The sequence below is a fragment of the Flavobacterium sp. FG139 genome (assembly GCF_057809695.1).
The window spans coordinates 226722-245463 of sequence record NZ_JBMDKL010000004.1; the positions used below are offsets into that span (position 1 = coordinate 226722).

Here is an 18742-nt window from a genome sequence, read left to right on the forward strand (position 1 = left end):
TATCACAATCGCAAGATGAGAAGAAAAGTAACATTAAAGCAAATTGCTAAAGAATTAGACGTTTCCATTTCAACCGTTTCTAAATCACTCAGAGACAGCCCAGAAATCAGTGAAGATACCCGTCAAAAAGTGCAGGCATTTGCCAAATTATACAACTACAAACCCAACAATATTGCATTAAGTTTAAAAAACAAAAAAACAAAAACCATTTGCATAATTATTCCCGAAATTATTCATCATTTTTTTGCCACAGTTATTAGTGGTGTTGAACACATTGCTAATGAAAATGGCTATAATGTAATCGTATGTTTATCTGACGAATCTTTCGACAAAGAAGTTATTAATATGGAAATGTTGGCCAGCGGAAGTATTGACGGTTTTATCATGTCACTATCTAAAGAAACACAGCAAAAAAGAGATTTTCATCACATTACTGAAGTCATCAACCAAGGGATGCCAGTAGTTATGTTTGATCGAGTAACCAACGATATTTTATGCGATAAAGTAATTATTGATGATAATTTAGCCGCCTTTAACGCCACACAATACCTTATTGACAAAGGTTTTAAAAAAATAGGTCTAGTAACTACCGTTGACTACGTTAGTGTTGGAAAACTTCGAACAGAAGGTTACCTCAAAGCACTAAAATCGAACGACATCAAAGTAGATGAAAATTTAATCGTAAAAATTGAAGATACCGATAATTTTGAATCTCACATTGAGTTGATGTTGAGCAATCACGACTTAGATGCAATTTTCGCTGTTAATGAAATTTTTGCAGTAACCGCTATCAAGTTAGCTTCTAAATTAGGAAAAAAAGTTCCAGAAGACATTTCAATTATTGGATTTACCGACGGAATTATTTCTAAATATTCATCACCCTCTATTACAACTGTTAGCCAAAACGGAGTAAAAATGGGAGAAAAAGCAGCAAAAATGCTTATTGAAAAATTAGAAATTGAAGAAGAAGATTACGAAGAACAATACAAAACAGAAGTCATTGAAACCGAATTAGTAGAGCGAGAATCTACCTGCTAATATTAAATTCATACCTTAAAAAAACGCAACTGAATCCAACATAGTTGCGTTTTTTAATTGCAAAAATCGCTCCTTTTATCAACAAAAAAACGTTTTCGTAACTCATTTCCACAAAAAACTCAAAACTCAAAACTCAAAACTCAAAACTTTTAATATCTTTACCCAATCAAAGCTTATATCTTTACTTCGAAAACAAAAGTAAGTTTTGATAAGCATCACGCTTATCGTAGTATTAATCACTAAATTACGATAATGGAAAAGCGTAAGTTAAGTTTCTGGCAAATTTGGAACATGAGTTTCGGATTTCTTGGAATACAATTTGGATTTGCTCTTCAGGGTGGATTCATGTCTAGAATATTTCAAACTCTAGGTGCAGATGTTGACAGCATTCCAGGCTTATGGATTGCCGCGCCTTTAACGGGTCTTTTAGTTCAACCCATAATTGGTTATTTATCAGACAATACTTGGAGTCCAAAATTTGGCCGGAGAAAACCTTTTTTCCTTATTGGAGCAATCTTAGCCTCAGTTACCTTGTTTTTCATGCCTCATTCACCAGTTTTATGGGTTGCGGCTGGATTATTATGGATACTAGACTCTTCGATTAATATTAGCATGGAGCCTTTTCGCGCATTAGTTGCCGATAAACTTCCAGAATCGCAACGTTCTAACGGATTTGTGGTTCAAACCCTTATTATCGGAATTGGAACTTGGATTGCAAGTAACTTGCCTTGGTTGGTCACTAAATTAGGTGTTACCAACGAAGCTGCTGCAGGGGTTATACCACCATCTGTAGTTGTTGCCTTCTCCATTGGTGCCTTTGTTTTTATAACGAGTATTATTTATACTTTAATTACTACTAAAGAAGATCCACCTCAAGATTTAGAAGCTTTTCTGTCAGAAAAAAAAGAATCAAGATTCATTCCAGACTTATTATCAAGTTTAAAAGAAATGCCTTCAACGATGAAAAAATTAGGATTGATTCAGTTTTTCAGTTGGTTCGCCTTTTTTACAATGTGGAGTTTATCTACGCCAGCATTAACAGAACATGTGTTCAATTCTCCAAAACCAGATGTAAAAGAATATGCAAAACTTGACAAAGAGGGTAACGAACTTAAAGACGAAAACCAAAAAGTTCTATTTCTAAACAATGCAAAGGAAGAAGAATACAAAGCGAAAGATAAAGTATATAACGATGCTGCCGATTTAGTCGGTTCTTCAACTGGTGTATACGGATTATCATCAATGGCTTTTGCCTTATTATTGTCTTTTTATACAATAAAAAACAAAATAAACAGAAAGTACATCCACATGAGTTCTTTAATTCTAGGTGGATTAGGATTCATATACATGTTTTTTGCAACGCCATCAACGTTGTTAGTTTCCTTCATTCTTATAGGAATCTCTTGGGGAAGTATCCTTTCTATGCCTTATGCCATGTTATCGAGTTCGGTAAACCCAAAAAAAATGGGAATGATGATGGGATTATTCAATATGTTTATTGTAATTCCTCAAATTATTGCGGCATTAGGCGGCATCAACTATTTGTATAAATTAATTGGAGAAGCTCACATTAACGCTATGATTTTAGCTGGTATTTCTTTAATAATTGCTGGATTATCTAACTTATTAATTACTGATAAAAACGCTATTTCAGGTTAAAAAAAATTAAATGAATAAAAAAGCATTCCTATTCGACCTTGATGGAGTAATTGTTGACACCGCCAAATATCATTTTTTAGCATGGCAAAAATTAGCCAACCAACTTGGCATCGAATTTACACCCGAACACAACGAAGAATTAAAAGGAGTAAGCCGTGTTCGCTCTCTTGAGATCATCTTAGAACTTGGAAACATCCAAGCCTCTCAAGAAGATAAAAACAAATGGCTCATCCAAAAAAATGAAGAATACTTATCCTATTTAGTGGATATGGATGAAAGTGAAATTTTACCAGGAGTACTTCCTGTTTTACACTATTTAAAAGACCACAATCAACTGATAGCTTTAGGTTCTGCCAGCAAGAATGCACGGCCAATTTTAGAAAAAACTGGAATCCTGCATTTGTTTGATGCTATTGTAGATGGAAATGATGTTTCCAATGCCAAGCCAGATCCAGAAGTTTTCTTAAGAGCAGCCCAACTTTTGAATGTTTCAAACGAAAATTCAATAGTATTTGAAGATTCTGTTGCCGGAATTCAAGCGGCCAATATTGCTAACATGACCAGTGTAGGAATTGGAGACGAAAAAATTCTACACGAAGCAAAATATATATTTAAAGATTTTACATTTATTGATGTTTCTTTTATCGAATCACTGATAAATTAATTTTTCGTTTCAGGTTTCAAATTTGACATAACCTGAAACTTGAAACTTTTTTAAAAAAAATAAAAATGAACCAAGATTATATAAAACCAGACAACTGGTCGATCATTGAAGAAGGATTTGATGTAGAACGAGTAAAGTCATCAGAAAGTTTATTCAGTATCGGAAACGGTGCTATGGGTCAACGTGCCAATTTTGAAGAATACTATTCAGGCAAAACGTTTCAAGGAAGCTATATTGCCGGAATTTATTACCCAGACAAAACCAAAGTGGGCTGGTGGAAAAATGGCTATCCAGAATATTTTGCCAAAGTATTGAACGCCCCAAGTTGGATTGGCATTAACATTGAAATTAATGGAGAAGTTCTAGATTTGGCCCAATGTAAATCGGTTTCTAATTTCAAACGCGAATTGAACATGAAAGAAGGTTTGTACAATCGTTCTTTCAATGCCACATTACAAAACGGAACTGAAATTGCCGTAAACGTTTGTCGTTTTCTTTCTCTAGATTTAGACGAATTAGGAGTAATCAATTATGAAATTACCCCATTGAATGGAGATGCTAAAATAATTTACAAACCCTATGTTGATGCTGGTGTTCAAAACGAAGATGCCAACTGGGAAGAAAAATTTTGGGAGCCATTAGCCGTTTCCAACCATAATAATGAAGCTTTTGTAACCGCAAGAACTTTCAAAACACATTTTACAGCAACCACGTTCATGCAAAATACAATTTTGTTAAACGGAACGGATTTAAAAGTTACTCCAACTAATATAGAGGCTTCTTCCAATAAAATTCAGTTTACTTATGAAGTGGCGGTTGCCAAAGGAGAAACCTCATCCATTCAAAAATTAGGTGGTTACACCGTTTCAATGAATCATCACAATACCCAAGATGCCGCAGCAAAGGTAATTGCCAAAGGAATGGAAATAGGTTACGACCAATTGTTAGAAAATCAAATTCAGGCTTGGGCTAAAATTTGGGAAATGAGCGATATTACTATCGATGGCGACGTTAAAGCGCAACAAGGAATTCGTTTCAATATCTTCCAATTGAATCAAACCTATTTAGGTAAAGATTCTCGTCTAAACATTGGTCCAAAAGGATTTACTGGAGAAAAATACGGCGGTTCTACCTATTGGGATACCGAAGCGTATTGCATTCCATTTTATATGGCAACCAAAGACCAACAAGTGGCTCGAAATCTATTAGCTTATCGATACAATCAATTGGATAAAGCCATTGAAAATGCCGCTAAATTAGGTTTTAAAAACGGTGCAGCTTTGTATCCAATGGTGACTATGAATGGAGAAGAATGTCATAACGAATGGGAAATTACGTTTGAAGAAATTCACAGAAATGGTGCTATCGCTTTTGCCATTTTTAACTACTACCGATTTACTGGCGACTACTCGTACATTCCAGAAAAAGGATTGGAAGTACTGATTGGAATTGCTCGTTTTTGGCACCAAAGAGCGACCTACTCTACCTACAGAAATCAATATGTAATTCTAGGAGTTACTGGTCCAAATGAATACGAAAACAACGTCAATAATAATTTCTATACGAATTACATTGCCAAGTGGTGTATTGATTATGCCATCGAACAAATCAACAAAGTTGAAAAAGAATACACTTCCGATTATGCTCGAATTATGAGTAAAGTGAATCTGGATGATGCCGAAATTGCACATTGGAAAGCAGTAGCCGACAATATGTACTTTCCGTATTCTGAAAAACATGGTGTATACTTACAACAAGACGGCTTCTTAGACAAAGAATTAATCAAAGTACACGATTTAGACAAAAGTCAACGCCCAATCAACCAAAAATGGTCGTGGGATCGAATTTTGCGTTCACCCTACATCAAACAAGCCGACACGCTACAAGGCTTTTATTTCTTTGAAGATCATTTTACCAAAGAACAGCTAGAAAAACATTTCGATTTTTACGAGCCTTTTACTGTTCATGAAAGTTCGCTTTCTCCGTGCGTTCACTCGATTCAAGCGGCTACTTTGGGTCGAATGGAACAGGCGTATACCTTTTATTTGAGAACGTCTCGTTTGGATTTAGATGATTATAACAAAGAAGTAGAAGAAGGCTGTCACATTACCTCAATGGCTGGAACTTGGATGAGCATTGTGGAAGGTTTTGGCGGAATGCGTGTTAAAAATAACACCTTACATTTCGAACCAAGAATTCCAAAAGACTGGGATGGGTATTCGTTCAAAATCAATTTTAGACATCAAATTTTGAAAGTTTCTGTACATCAAAATGAAACCACTTTTTCATTAGAAAGTACTAAAGACACGAGCAATAGCGAACTGGCGAAGCAAATTACTGTTTTTGTTAACGGAAAAGAAGTTTTAGTTGAGCCAAATAGTTTGGTAACGGTATAAAACAAAAAAATTAATATAACCCTTTCAGCATTTTTAACTCTGAAAGGGTTTTTTTAAATATAAACCAATGAAAAAAATACTATTCTTTTTGCTAGTTTCTTCTATTTCTTTCGCTCAAATTGATCGAGTTGAACCGCCTTTTTGGTGGAGCGATATGCAACATTCTGATGTACAAATAATGTTCTACGGGAAAAACATCGCCCAAAATGAAGTGACTGTTTCTAATGGAATTATCATCAAATCGATTCAAAAAACCGAAAACCCAAACTACGTTTTTGTTACTATCGATACCAAAAATATAGCAGCTCAAGATTTGGTTTTTACTTTTAAAAATAAAAACAAATCGTTTACTCAAAATTACACTCTTAAATCTCGCAAAGAAAATTCTCGTTACCGTAAAAGCTACGACAGTTCAGACATGATTTACCTGATCATGTCCGATCGTTTTGCTAACGGAAATCCCAACAACGACAGTACAACAGAAACCATCGAGAAAGCCAACCGAGCTAATGTAAACGGCAGACATGGTGGCGATATTGAAGGCATTATTCAACATTTGGATTACTTAAAAGAATTAGGTGCCACAGCCGTTTGGCCAACACCCTTATGTGAAGACAATGACGAAAGAGGTTCATATCACACCTACGGTCAATCGGATTTGTACAAAATAGATTCTCGTTTCGGAACCAATGAAGAGTATCTTCGTTTAAGTGCTGAATTGCACAAACGCGGTATGAAAAACATCATGGATTATGTAACCAATCATTGGGGATACAAACATTGGATGATGAACGATTTACCAACGTATGATTGGTTGCACCAATTTCCGGGATATGGTCAAACCAACTACCGAATGAGCACTCAATTTGACACCAATGCTTCGGCAATAGATGCTAAAAACTGTATGGACGGATGGTTTGTGAAATCCATGCCCGACTTGAATCAATCCAATCCGTTAGTCTTAAATTATTTGATACAGAATGCACTTTGGTGGATTGAATATGCCGATTTGGATGGTTTTAGAGTAGACACCTATTCGTACAATGACAAAGAAGGAATTTCTAAATGGACCAAAGCAATTACCGATGAATATCCTCATTTTAATATTGTAGGTGAAGTTTGGATGCACAGTCAAGCCCAAATGGCTTATTGGCAAAAAGACAGTAAAATTGGTGCTATTGAAAGCTTCAATTCGAACTTACCGAGTGTCATGGATTTTACTTTATTTGATGCTATTAATGGTGGCGTGCTTAATGAAGATAAAGCAACTTGGGACAAAGGAATGATCAAAATCTATGATAATTTTACCAACGATTTTCTATACCCAAACATCAATAATATTTTAATCTTTGCCGAAAATCACGATACCAATCGCTTGAATGAATCGTATAAAAATGATTTCAACAAATACAAAATCGCAATGGCATTGATTGCTACCGTTAGAGGAATTCCGCAATTGTACTATGGTTCAGAAATTGCAATGGCCGGCGACAAAGGAAAAGGCGATGGCGACATTCGAAGAGATTTCCCAGGTGGATGGAATGGCGATACCAACAATGCTTTTACTGCTTCTGGAAGAACTGCTGAACAACAAAAATTCTTTGATTATACCGCTAAATTATTCACGTGGAGAAAAACTAAAGAAGTGATTCATACCGGAAAAATGACCCACTACATTCCTGAAAACAATGTCTACGTCTATTTCCGTTACAACGATACAGAAACCGTAATGGTAGTCGTGAACAATGATACCGAAAAGCACAAATTGCAAATCAATCGTTTCAAAGAAAATATTAAAAATTATGCATCTGGTACTGATGTAATTTCAGGCAAAACGGTCGATTTAAAAAATGACTTTGAATTGGAAGGCAAATCAGTTTTAGTATTAGAATTAAAATAAGAAATTAACGCATGAAAAAACTACTTGTTTTACTATTCATCACCACCTTTTCATTTGCTCAAAATGCAAATCGAAAATACGTTTCGCATACCTGGAAAAACAACTTGTTAGAAATTAAAACAAATGATGGTGCTTATCGCATCAAACCTTACTCGGACAAAATCATTGAAACTTCGTTTGTACCCAATGGAGAGACCTTCAATGCCAAATCGGAAGCTGTTGTAAAAGTACCTGAAAAAGTGAAAACTAAATTCACCAAAGGCACCAATTCATTAATGCTTTACACTAATGGCATTACCGTAATTATTGACAAGGCGCCTTTTAGAATTTCTTATGTAAAGAATGGAGTATTCTTTTTGTCTGAAAAAAACGGATACACCAAAAAAGACTCTACCGAAACTATCGATTTCAAAATCGATTCTGCCGAAGTGCTATATGGCGGTGGTGCGAGAGCGTTAGGAATGAACCGTCGCGGCAATCGTTTGCAATTGTACAACCGTGCTCATTATGGCTACGAAACGCATGCCGAATTGATGAACTTCTGTATTCCGTTAGTTTTATCTTCAAAAATGTACGCCGTTCATTTTGATAATGCTGCAATAGGATACTTGGATTTAGATTCTAAAAAGAACAATACGTTAGCCTACGAAACGATTTCAGGCAGAAAAACCTATCAAGTTGTGGTGGGTGATTCGTGGACCGATTTGATTTCAAATTATACCGACTTAACCGGAAAACAGCCTTTGCCACCTCGATGGGCATTAGGGAATTTCTCTTCTCGTTTTGGGTATCATTCACAAGAAGAAGTAGAGAAAACCATTCGCAAATTTGAAGAAAACCAAATTCCGGTTGATGGTGTCATCCTCGATTTGTATTGGTTTGGAAAAAGTATTAAAGGCACCATGGGAAATCTGGAATGGGATAAAGATAATTTCCCAAATCCGGATAAAATGATAGCCGATTTAAACGCAAAAGGAGTCAAAACAATAGTCATTACCGAGCCTTTCATTTTAACCACATCGTCTAAATGGCAAGAAACTGTCTCCAAAAATGTATTAGCAACCACCAAAGAGGGTAAACCGGCTACTTGGGATTTCTATTTTGGAAACACTGGAATTGTTGATGTGTTCAAACCGCAAGGAAAAGACTGGTTTTGGAATATTTACAAAAGACTCATCAATCAAGGCGTTAGCGGACTTTGGGGTGACTTGGGTGAACCCGAAGTTTTTCCATCAAAAACTCTGACTGCTGGAGGAAAAGCCGATGACATTCATAACGTTTACGGACACAATTGGGCCAAATTAATTGCCGAAGGATATCAAAAAGATTTTTCAGAAACACGTCCATTCATCTTGATGCGCTCAGGATATTCGGGTTCACAGCGCTTCGGAATGATTCCGTGGAGCGGTGACGTGAACCGTTCTTGGGGCGGATTGCAAAGTCAGATGGAAATTGCGCTACAAATGGGCATGCAAGGTTTGGGTTATATGCACTCCGATTTGGGTGGCTTTGCAGGCGATTATTTTGATAACGAATTGTATTTACGCTGGTTGCAATATGGTGTTTTTAACCCGATTTTCCGTCCACATGCTCAAGAAGAAGTCGCTTCTGAAGTCGCTAATAAAGATATTGTTACTAGAGCAAAAGCCAAAAAATTAGTAGAATTACGCTACCAATTACTACCTTATAACTACACCTTGTCTTTTGATAACAATCAAAAAGGAACGCCTTTAATGCGCCCTTTATTTTTTGAAGAACCCAACAATTTGGTATTGCAGAAAAAGAGTGAAACCTATCTGTGGGGTAATGATTTCTTAGTAACACCAATTACTAAACCAGCGGTAACCTCAACTTCAATTTACTTTCCAAAAAGCAACAATTGGTTTGATTTCTATTCCGACAAAAAGTATGTTGCTGGAACTACATCAACAGTAGATGTTGTTGAAGATCACCTTCCAGTATTTGTTCGCGGTGGTGCTTTTATACCCATGATAAAAACCATTCAAAACACGACTAAATATTCTTTAGACACTTTCGATTTACATTATTATTTTGATGAAACTGTAGTCTATTCATCAGGTAAAGTATATAACGACAACGGCCTTACAGCCAATGCTTACGAAAAAGGAGCCTATGAAATCCTGAATTTTAACAGCACCAATACCAAAAAATCATTGACTATCAAATTGACGGAAGAAATAGGTAAAAATTACACTGCAACCGACAAAAATGTAGCTCTTTTTATTCACAATATTCAACCGAAACGCATTTTTGTAAATGGTCAAGAACAATTTTACAAAACCTTTACCAACCCATTGCAAATTCCTGTAACTTGGAGTAAAGACTCTAATCCAATCATTAAAATTGAATACTAAATCATGATTAAAAAAATAAATACTCTCCTTGCAATAGCACTCATCATTGGTGGAACATCGTTTGCACAAAAGAAAACCGTTACCAGTCCAAAAGCACCTTTTGTTTGGGAAAATGCTAATGTGTATTTTTTAGTAACCGACCGATTTAACAACGGTAATAAAACCAATGACCATACCTTTAACCGCAATAAAGAGACTGGAAAATTACGCGATTTTGAAGGTGGTGACATTCGTGGTGTGATTCAGAAATTGGACGAAGGATATTTCACTAAATTGGGCATAACAGTTATTTGGATGACGCCAATTGTAGAACAAATTCACGATGCCGTAGATGAAGGAACCGGTTTAACGTATGGTTTTCATGGGTATTGGACACGCGATTGGAGTACCTTAGACCCGAGTTACGGAACCAAAAAAGATTTAGCCGAATTGGTTGAAAAAGCCCATGCTAAAGGAATCCGAATTATGTTAGATGCGGTAATTAACCACACTGGTCCAGTCACAGCAGAAGATTCGGTATATCCTAATGACTGGGTTCGAACGTCACCGAAATGCACCTACCAATCGTATGACACTTACATCAATTGTACATTGGTAGACAATCTTCCAGACGTAAAAACTGAAAGTAATGAGGCGGTGGCACTACCACCATTTTTAGTAGAAAAATGGAAAAAAGAAGGACGCTACGAAAAGGAAATCAAAGAATTGGATGAATTTTTTGCTAAAACGGGCTATCCTCGTGCGCCAAAATACTACATCATGAAATGGCTCTCTGATTACATTAGAAATTATGGCATTGATGGTTATCGTGTGGATACGGCCAAACATGTTAAAGAAGACGTTTGGGCTGATTTCAAAAAAGTATGTGATATGGCCTTTGCCGATTTCAAAAAGAAAAATCCGAAGAAAGTTTTGGATAACAATCCGTTTTTTACCGTTGGTGAAGTGTATGGTTACAATATTGGAGCTAAAAAATTCTATGATTTTGGCGATAAAAAAGTAAATTATTTTGAAAATGGTTTTACCGGTTTAATCAACTTCGATTTTAGAAATGAAGCCAAAATGGACTATGAAGCATTATTTTCTAAATATTCTAAGATATTAAACAACGATTTAAAAGGCAATACCGTAATGAACTATGTTTCGTCGCACGATGATGGATGGCCTTTTGACAAAAAACGTGAAAAACCATTTGAAAGTGGTACAAAATTGCTTTTAGCTCCTGGAATTTCTCAAGTATATTATGGTGATGAAAGTGCCCGTTCATTAGATATTACAGGTACTCAAGGCGATGCTACGTTGCGTTCTTTTATGAATTGGAATGCGGTTTCTAAAGACAACTATACACAAGCGGTATTAGAACATTGGCAAAAATTAGGAAATTTTAGAAAAAATCATCCTGCTGTTGGTGCTGGGGTTCATACCCAAATTTCGGCTATGCCTTATGTTTTTAGCCGAACCTATACCACTGAAAAATTCACCGACAATGTAGTAATTGGTTTAGATTTACCCCTTGGTAACAAAGAAATTTCTGTGGGAACCATCTTCAAAAACGGGACAAAAATAAAAGACACTTATTCTGGTCAAACCACTGTGGTTAAAGACGGCAAAATTAGTATTAACACCAACAGTTCTATACTTTTATTAGAGAAATTATAAAAAAACAAATCATTCTAAAACTAAATTAAATTGCCTCAAAAGGGCAATTTTTTTGTTGTAAATATGTTAATTAATACAATGGCTAAGTATAAAATAGTATCTTTAGTCTAACCTTTTAATACTAATTAATTCAACAATACTATTTATGGCATTTGAATACATCGAAATAGAACGAGTTGAAAAACTTACCAAAGAAGAGTTTATAAAGAACTATTACAAACCACAAAAACCAGTCGTAATCACCAATCAAATAGAAGATTGGCCAGCATTTACCAAATGGGATTTTGATTTTTTAAGAGAAGTTGCAGGCGATAAAACCGTTCCGCTGTATGATAGTCGGAAAACCGATTATACTAAAAAAGTAAACGAACCCGATTTTACCATGACGATGTCGGAATACATCGATATTTTAGAAAAAGGTCCGACCGATTTACGCATTTTTCTCTACAATTTGATGAAAGATGTACCTTCGATGAAATCCGATATGAAATGGCCTAATTTAGGACTTCGGTTGCTAAAAAGTTTACCTTTAGTCTTTTTTGGAGGTGAAAATGCCAAAGTTTTCATGCATTATGACATCGATTTTCCTAATATTTTTCACATTCATTTTGCCGGAAAGAAACAATGTGTTTTGGTTGACCCAAAGGAAACCAAATACATGTACCGCCTACCCTATTCATGGATTTGCAACGAAGACATTGATTTTGACAATCCCGATTACGAAAAATTTCCAGCACTTAAAAACGTTAAACCCTACATTACCAATCTACAACATGGCGAAATGCTTTACATGCCCGAAGGTTGGTGGCATTATATGAAATATTTGACTCCTGGCTTTTCTCTAAGTTTACGCTCGTTAGCAGGTCGTCCAAGCAATTTAATAAAAGGCTTTGCCAACGTAGCCATCATTCGTCATTATGACAATTGGATGCGCAAAAGAAAAGGCCAAGCTTGGTTAGATTATAAAGATGAAGAATCGATTAGACGAACCAACGCCTTATTGAAATAATGATCAAAATTGGACATCGTGGCGCCAAAGGATATGTGGCAGAAAATACCTTAGCTTCTTTTGAAAAAGCATTAACTCTTAACGTTGATGCCGTTGAATTGGATGTTCATTTGAGTTCTGACAAAGTAGTTATGGTTATTCATGACGACACCGTTACTAGAACAACAACCAAAACTGGTCTTGTGACAGAATATACAGCGTTTGAGTTGAATCAAATGGGTGTACCAACTTTAGAAAATGTATTGGATTTAATTGACCGAAAATGCATCGTCAATATTGAAATTAAAGAGCCGAAAGCCACGCAAGAGGTGATTAGAATGATTGAAGGTTATGTTTCTAATCAACATTGGGACTATGCTCAGTTTCAAATTTCCAGTTTTAATTGGGAAGTGTTAGAAGAAGTTTCTAGAACAAATTCAGCTATTCTAACAGGTGTTTTAACTGAAGATTCTATTGAAAAAGCATTGGCTTTTGCAGAAAAGAATACTTGTTATTCTATAAATCCTTATTTCAAATTATTGAATCCCGAAAACACCCAATTGATTCGTAAAAAAGGATTTAAAATCTATCCTTGGACGGTAAATTCTGAAGAAGACCTTATATTTGTAAAATCATTAGAAGTGGATGGTATCATTTCAGATTTTCCAGATAACATATGAATTCAAAATACGATATTGTAATAGTAGGTGGCGGTGCAGCAGGTTTTTTTACGGCTATAAATATCGTGGAGAAAAATCCGAAGGTAAAAGTTGCCATTTTAGAACGTGGTAAAGAAGTATTGTCCAAAGTTAGAATTTCTGGTGGCGGACGATGTAATGTAACACATGCCTGTTTTGTTCCAAATGATTTGGTAAAATTTTATCCTCGAGGTGAAAAAGAACTTCGTGGTCCGTTTCATCAATTTTGTTCAGGAGATACCATCGAATGGTTTGAAAAACATGGTGTCGAATTAAAAATTGAAGATGATGGCCGGATGTTTCCGGTTTCCAATACGTCGCAAACCATCATTGACTGCTTTTTATCTGCCACGCAAAAACTCGGAATTGACATTCTAACCAGTCAAAGCGTACATTCCATTTTTAAAGGAGAAAATTATTGGAAAGTGGAAACCAATCACGAAACGTTTTCGTGTCAGCAATTGATTATGTCATCGGGAAGCAATCCTAAAATTTGGGAACTTTTGGCTGCAATTGGTCACACCGTTATTCCTCCGGTTCCTTCCCTATTTACATTCAACATCAAAGACAAACGCATCAAAGATTTAATGGGCGTTACGGCATTAGCGTCTGTGAAAGTAAAAAACTCGAAGCTCGAGGCATCTGGACCTTTATTAATTACCCATTGGGGTATGAGCGGACCCGGAATATTGAGACTTTCAGCTTGGGGAGCACGAGAATTATTTGGCAAAAATTACCAATTCGCAATACTTGTAAATTGGTTGAACGACACCACTTTTGAGGAAACAGAAGAAATACTCAAAGAACTCAAATTAGAACATTCTAAAAAAATTGTTTTCAAAAAATCACCCTTTCCTTTTCCGAATCGATTGTGGGAAAATTTGGTTTTTGCTGCTGAGATTTCCGAAGAAACCAAGTGGGCCGATTTATCTAAAAAACAACTTCAAAATTTAGCTCATCAATTGACCCAAGGCGAGTTTCAAGTGAATGGAAAAAGCACTTTTAAAGAAGAATTTGTAACCGCTGGTGGCATTGATTTGAAAGAAATTAATTTCAAAACGATGGAAAGCAAACTGCACGAAAATCTTTATTTTGCTGGAGAAATTCTGAATATAGACGCTATTACTGGTGGGTTTAATTTTCAAAATGCTTGGACAGGCGGATTCATTATAAGTGAAACAATTGTTAAAAAATTTTAATACTTTGCATATAAGTTATTAAAAATCAATGTATATTTGATTTGCTAAAAATCAAACAAACATGAAAAAACAATTACTTTTAACTTTTTTTGCACTTTTTTGGGGCTCAACACTTCTGAGTCATGCGCAAACTATGGGTTGCGGTCAAATATTTTATGACAATGGAGGTGCCAATGGAAATTACAGTGATTCTGCAAATGACTCAACAACATTTTGCCCTGATTCACCAAATTCAACACTTATTGTTAGTTTTAACAACATTGCAATTGACGGCAATGATGTGCTTTATGTGTATGATGGCGATAATCCTACCGCACCATTATTAGCTACCATTACAAGTACAAGTCCGCAACAAATGTCTTTAACTTCAAGTACTCCGGGCAGTTGTTTGACTTTTGTTTTCAATTCGGATGCTACTGGTAACAGTACGGGTTGGGAAGCCTATTTAGATTGTATAGCATCGCCTAATTGTTTAGCGCCTGTTCAATTCTCATCAAACACCAACAATACGACAACTGTTTTAAGTTGGATAGATCCAAATCAAGGAAATGGTCCTTGGGAACTTACTGTGAGTCCACAATCTTTTACTCCAAATCCAATTTTGTTAACAACGCCTCAATACACTTTAAGCGGATTAGCACCTGGGGTTTATACAGCAACTGTAAGAACAATGTGTAATGGTGCTTTTAGCAATTATGCCACATATACTTTTATAGTACAAGGAACTGCAACCAATTGTACTACTCCAAATAACATTTCGGTTGGTAATATTACTACTACTAGCGCTACGATTAATTGGGCTGCTCAATCTGGTGTAAATGGTTATGAAGTTTTGGTTTTACCATGTAATTCTACGACTCCAACTCCTAATAATTCGGGTACTTTAGCTACTACCAACAGCTTTCTATCTAGTGGTCTAAACGCTGCAACTTGTTACAATGTTTATGTAAGATCTATTTGTTCTTCTACTTTAACTAGCACTTGGTCTCCGGCTTATGCATTTACAACATTACCTTCAACGACTCCAACTACAGGATGTGGAAGTACCTTTACTGATCCGGGAGGTGATTCGGCCAATTATGCAAACAATACCGACTCAACCGTTACTATTTGTCCTTCTGTAGCAGGTGATAAAGTAACAGTAACTTTTACTACTTTTAATACTGAAGCTACTTGGGATGGATTGTATGTTTACGATGGAAATTCAATTGCTGCTACGCAAATATCAAGTACAAATGCTGCTGGAAATATCCCTGGAGCTTTGCCTGGAGCATTTTGGGGAACTACTATTCCTGGTCCGTTCACTTCATCTAGTGCCGATGGCTGTTTGACTTTTAGATTTAGAAGTGATTCTTCTGTAAACCTTGCTGGTTGGACTGCCAATGTAACTTGTGCACCACCTCCAACTTGTCCGAAACCAACTGCATTAGTAACATCAATGGTAACATCAACATCGTCAACATTAAGTTGGACAGAAGCCGGATCTGCTACTTCATGGGAAGTTTTTGCAGTACCTTGTGGATCACCAGCTCCTACCGCTACTACTGTTGGAACTATAACAAATAGCAATCCATATGTTTTTACTGGATTAACACCTGCAACTTGTTATACTTTTTATGTTAGATCATTATGCTCTGCTACTGATATTAGCGTTTGTACTTTTGGTCCAACAACTACAACTCTTGTAGCACCACCTGTTTGTGGTGGTACTTTTACTGATCCAGGCGGACCAAATGCAAACTTCGCAAACAATACCGACTCTACAGTCACCATTTGTCCTATAACTCCAGGTGAAATAGTAACAGTTACTTTTACTACATTTAACACAGAAACTGCTTTTGATGGTTTATATGTTTTTGATGGAAGTTCAATAACTTCTCCTCAAATTGCAAGTACAAATCCTGGTGGAAGTGTACCTGGTGGATTACCTGGTTCATTTTGGGGATCCACAATTCCTGGACCGTTCACTTCGTCTAGTGCTGATGGCTGTTTAACTTTTAGATTTAGAAGCGATGGTTCCGTAAACTTTTCTGGATGGACAGCAAACGTAACATGTGCACCACCACCAACTTGTCCGAAACCAACTGCTTTAGTAACATCAATGGTAACATCTACATCGTTAGCATTAAGTTGGACAGAAGTTGGATCTGCTACTTCATGGGAAGTTTTTGCAGTACCTTGTGGATCACCAGCTCCAAACACGAATTCTATTGGAACAGTAACTACTAGTAATCCTTTTGTTTTTTCAGGTTTGACACCTGGTACATGCTACAACTTTTATGTTAGATCATTGTGCTCTGCTACTGATATTAGCCTTTGTACTTTTGGACCTACTGTTACTACTCAAACAGCACCACCTGTTTGTGGTGGTAATTATGTTGATAATGGTGGTCTTAATGCCAATTACAATAATAATACTGATGAAACTATTACAATTTGTCCAACTAATCCGAGCGAAGTAGTAACAGTAACTTTCAATTCATTTAACACTGAAGCCAATTGGGACGCTTTGTATGTGTACGATGGTAACTCTACCGCTTCTCCTCAAATTCAAAGTGCGAATGGACCTGCCTATACTTTACCAAATGTTTCTGGAGGATTTTGGGGAACTACAATTCCTGGTCCATTTACATCATCTGATCCAAGCGGATGTTTAACGTTTAGATTTAAAAGCGATGCGTCTGTAAATAACCCTGGTTGGAACGCTAGCGTAACATGCGCACCTAGTTTAGACCGAATTATGCTAGTAGCCTTTGTTGACGACAATAATAATGGTATTAAAGACGCTAATGAAAGTTTGTTCGCTAATGGTTCATTTGTTTATGATCAAAATAATTCAGGTGTGAGTACTAGTGTTTATTCTCCTTTCGGTAGATATTCATTATACGATGCAAACCCAAATAACACATACGATTTTAGCTATACTATTCAGCCTGAATACTTACCTTATTATACTTTAAGCGCAACCAATTACAACGACTTAAATATACCTGTTGGAAGTGGTACTCAAATTTTATATTTCCCAGTAACACTAACGCAAACATATAATGATGTAACGGTTTCTATTGTTGCTTTAAGCCCACCAAGACCAGGATTAACATACACTAATAAAGTTGTATACCGAAACATTGGACTTGCGGCTACCGACGGTACTTTAACTTTTACAAAACCAACACCAACCACTATTTCTAGTATTTCGCAAACAGGAACAGTAGCAACTGCCACAGGATTTACTTATGCCTTTACCAATTTATTACCAAACGAATCGAGAACCATTTATGTTACGATGAGTGTTCCTGCTAGTCCGACTGTAAATTTAAATGACATACTTACGGATTCAGCATCGATTTCGGCTCCAGCCAATGATATCAATTTGACAAACAATACGTATTCCAATTCTCAAATTGTAGTGAACTCATATGATCCAAATGATAAAATGGAATCACATGGGGATAAAATTCAAATCAATCAATTTACTCAAAATGATTATTTGTATTACACGATTCGTTTCCAAAACAATGGAACAGCCAATGCAATTGATGTACGAATTGAAGATATCTTAGATGCTAAATTGGATGAAACCAGCATTAGAATGATTAGTTCAAGTCATAATTATATAATGGATAGAGTAAACAATAACCTTACTTGGGACTTTAAAAATATTCAACTCCCACCATCATCAGTAGATGCTAATGGAAGTATGGGTTATGTGTTTTTCAAAATTAAAGCACGTCCAGGATTTGTTGTTGGAGATGTAATTCCAAATACAGCTTCAATTTATTTTGATAGCAATCCTGCCATAGTTACCAATACTTTTAATACGTTGTTTGTAGCTGCTCTGGCAAATGAGAATTTTAACAGTCAAAATTTCTTATTATTCCCAAATCCAGCAACTAGTTTTGTAACTATTAAATTGGGCAATACTGGAGAAACTATTGGTAAAATTTCAATAACTGATATGCTTGGTAAAACCATTAAAGAAGTTAAAACATCTGCTGTAAATGAAATGAATGTGGATGTTTCTGATGTATCAAAAGGCATTTATTTAGTTGAAATCACTACAGAAAATGGCTTAAAACAAAACAAAAAATTAGTAATCGAATAACGATAAAAGCTAATCTAAAAACCAAATCCCAACCTAAAACGTTGGGATTTTTTTTTAATTT

Annotated in this window: 11 protein-coding genes; all 11 read left to right on the forward strand. The window is 35.9% G+C overall.

From position 1 onward, the window contains the following. Window positions 1–15: 15 nt before the first annotated feature. The 11 genes from ACODSI_RS05270 to ACODSI_RS05320 all read left to right on the forward strand — a co-directional run bounded on the left by ACODSI_RS05270 (window position 16) and on the right by ACODSI_RS05320 (window position 18681). Window positions 16–1038: a LacI family DNA-binding transcriptional regulator gene (locus tag ACODSI_RS05270; RefSeq protein ID WP_488915802.1), complete on the forward strand. Its 1023-nt coding sequence runs from the start codon at window positions 16–18 to the stop codon at window positions 1036–1038. Between the two features lie 252 nt (window positions 1039–1290). Further along, complete coding sequence (locus tag ACODSI_RS05275; protein ID WP_488915803.1) at window positions 1291–2697, forward strand: MFS transporter; 1407 nt, start codon at window positions 1291–1293, stop codon at window positions 2695–2697. A 10-nt stretch (window positions 2698–2707) separates the two neighbouring features. Further along, window positions 2708–3361, forward strand: a complete 654-nt coding sequence (pgmB, locus tag ACODSI_RS05280; RefSeq protein ID WP_488915804.1) for a beta-phosphoglucomutase — start codon at window positions 2708–2710, stop codon at window positions 3359–3361. Window positions 3362–3426: 65 nt separating this feature from the next. Beyond that, a complete protein-coding gene (locus ACODSI_RS05285) occupies window positions 3427–5757 on the forward strand; it encodes a glycoside hydrolase family 65 protein (RefSeq protein WP_488915805.1) in 2331 nt (776 codons plus the stop codon). Between the two features lie 67 nt (window positions 5758–5824). Then, window positions 5825–7657, forward strand: coding sequence for a glycoside hydrolase family 13 protein (locus ACODSI_RS05290; protein ID WP_488915806.1), 1833 nt, complete (start codon window positions 5825–5827; stop codon window positions 7655–7657). Between the two features lie 11 nt (window positions 7658–7668). Beyond that, window positions 7669–10032: a glycoside hydrolase family 31 protein gene (locus ACODSI_RS05295; protein ID WP_488915807.1), complete on the forward strand. Its 2364-nt coding sequence runs from the start codon at window positions 7669–7671 to the stop codon at window positions 10030–10032. A 6-nt stretch (window positions 10033–10038) separates the two neighbouring features. After that, on the forward strand, window positions 10039–11691 hold the full coding sequence (locus tag ACODSI_RS05300) for an alpha-amylase family glycosyl hydrolase (protein ID WP_488915821.1): 1653 nt from the start codon (window positions 10039–10041) through the stop codon (window positions 11689–11691). A 145-nt stretch (window positions 11692–11836) separates the two neighbouring features. Beyond that, on the forward strand, window positions 11837–12700 hold the full coding sequence (locus ACODSI_RS05305; RefSeq protein WP_488915808.1) for a cupin-like domain-containing protein: 864 nt from the start codon (window positions 11837–11839) through the stop codon (window positions 12698–12700). After that, entirely contained in the window at window positions 12700–13359 is a 660-nt protein-coding gene (locus ACODSI_RS05310) for a glycerophosphodiester phosphodiesterase (RefSeq protein ID WP_488915809.1), read from the forward strand. The genes ACODSI_RS05305 and ACODSI_RS05310 overlap by 1 nt, the downstream gene beginning before the upstream one ends. Next, the gene (locus ACODSI_RS05315; protein ID WP_488915810.1) at window positions 13356–14576 is read left to right on the forward strand and encodes a BaiN/RdsA family NAD(P)/FAD-dependent oxidoreductase; all 1221 of its coding nucleotides are present in this window, start codon (window positions 13356–13358) and stop codon (window positions 14574–14576) included. Before ACODSI_RS05310 ends, ACODSI_RS05315 begins: the two co-directional genes overlap by 4 nt. 61 nt (window positions 14577–14637) lie before the next feature. Next, complete coding sequence (locus ACODSI_RS05320; RefSeq protein ID WP_488915811.1) at window positions 14638–18681, forward strand: DUF7619 domain-containing protein; 4044 nt, start codon at window positions 14638–14640, stop codon at window positions 18679–18681. Window positions 18682–18742 lie beyond the last annotated feature (61 nt).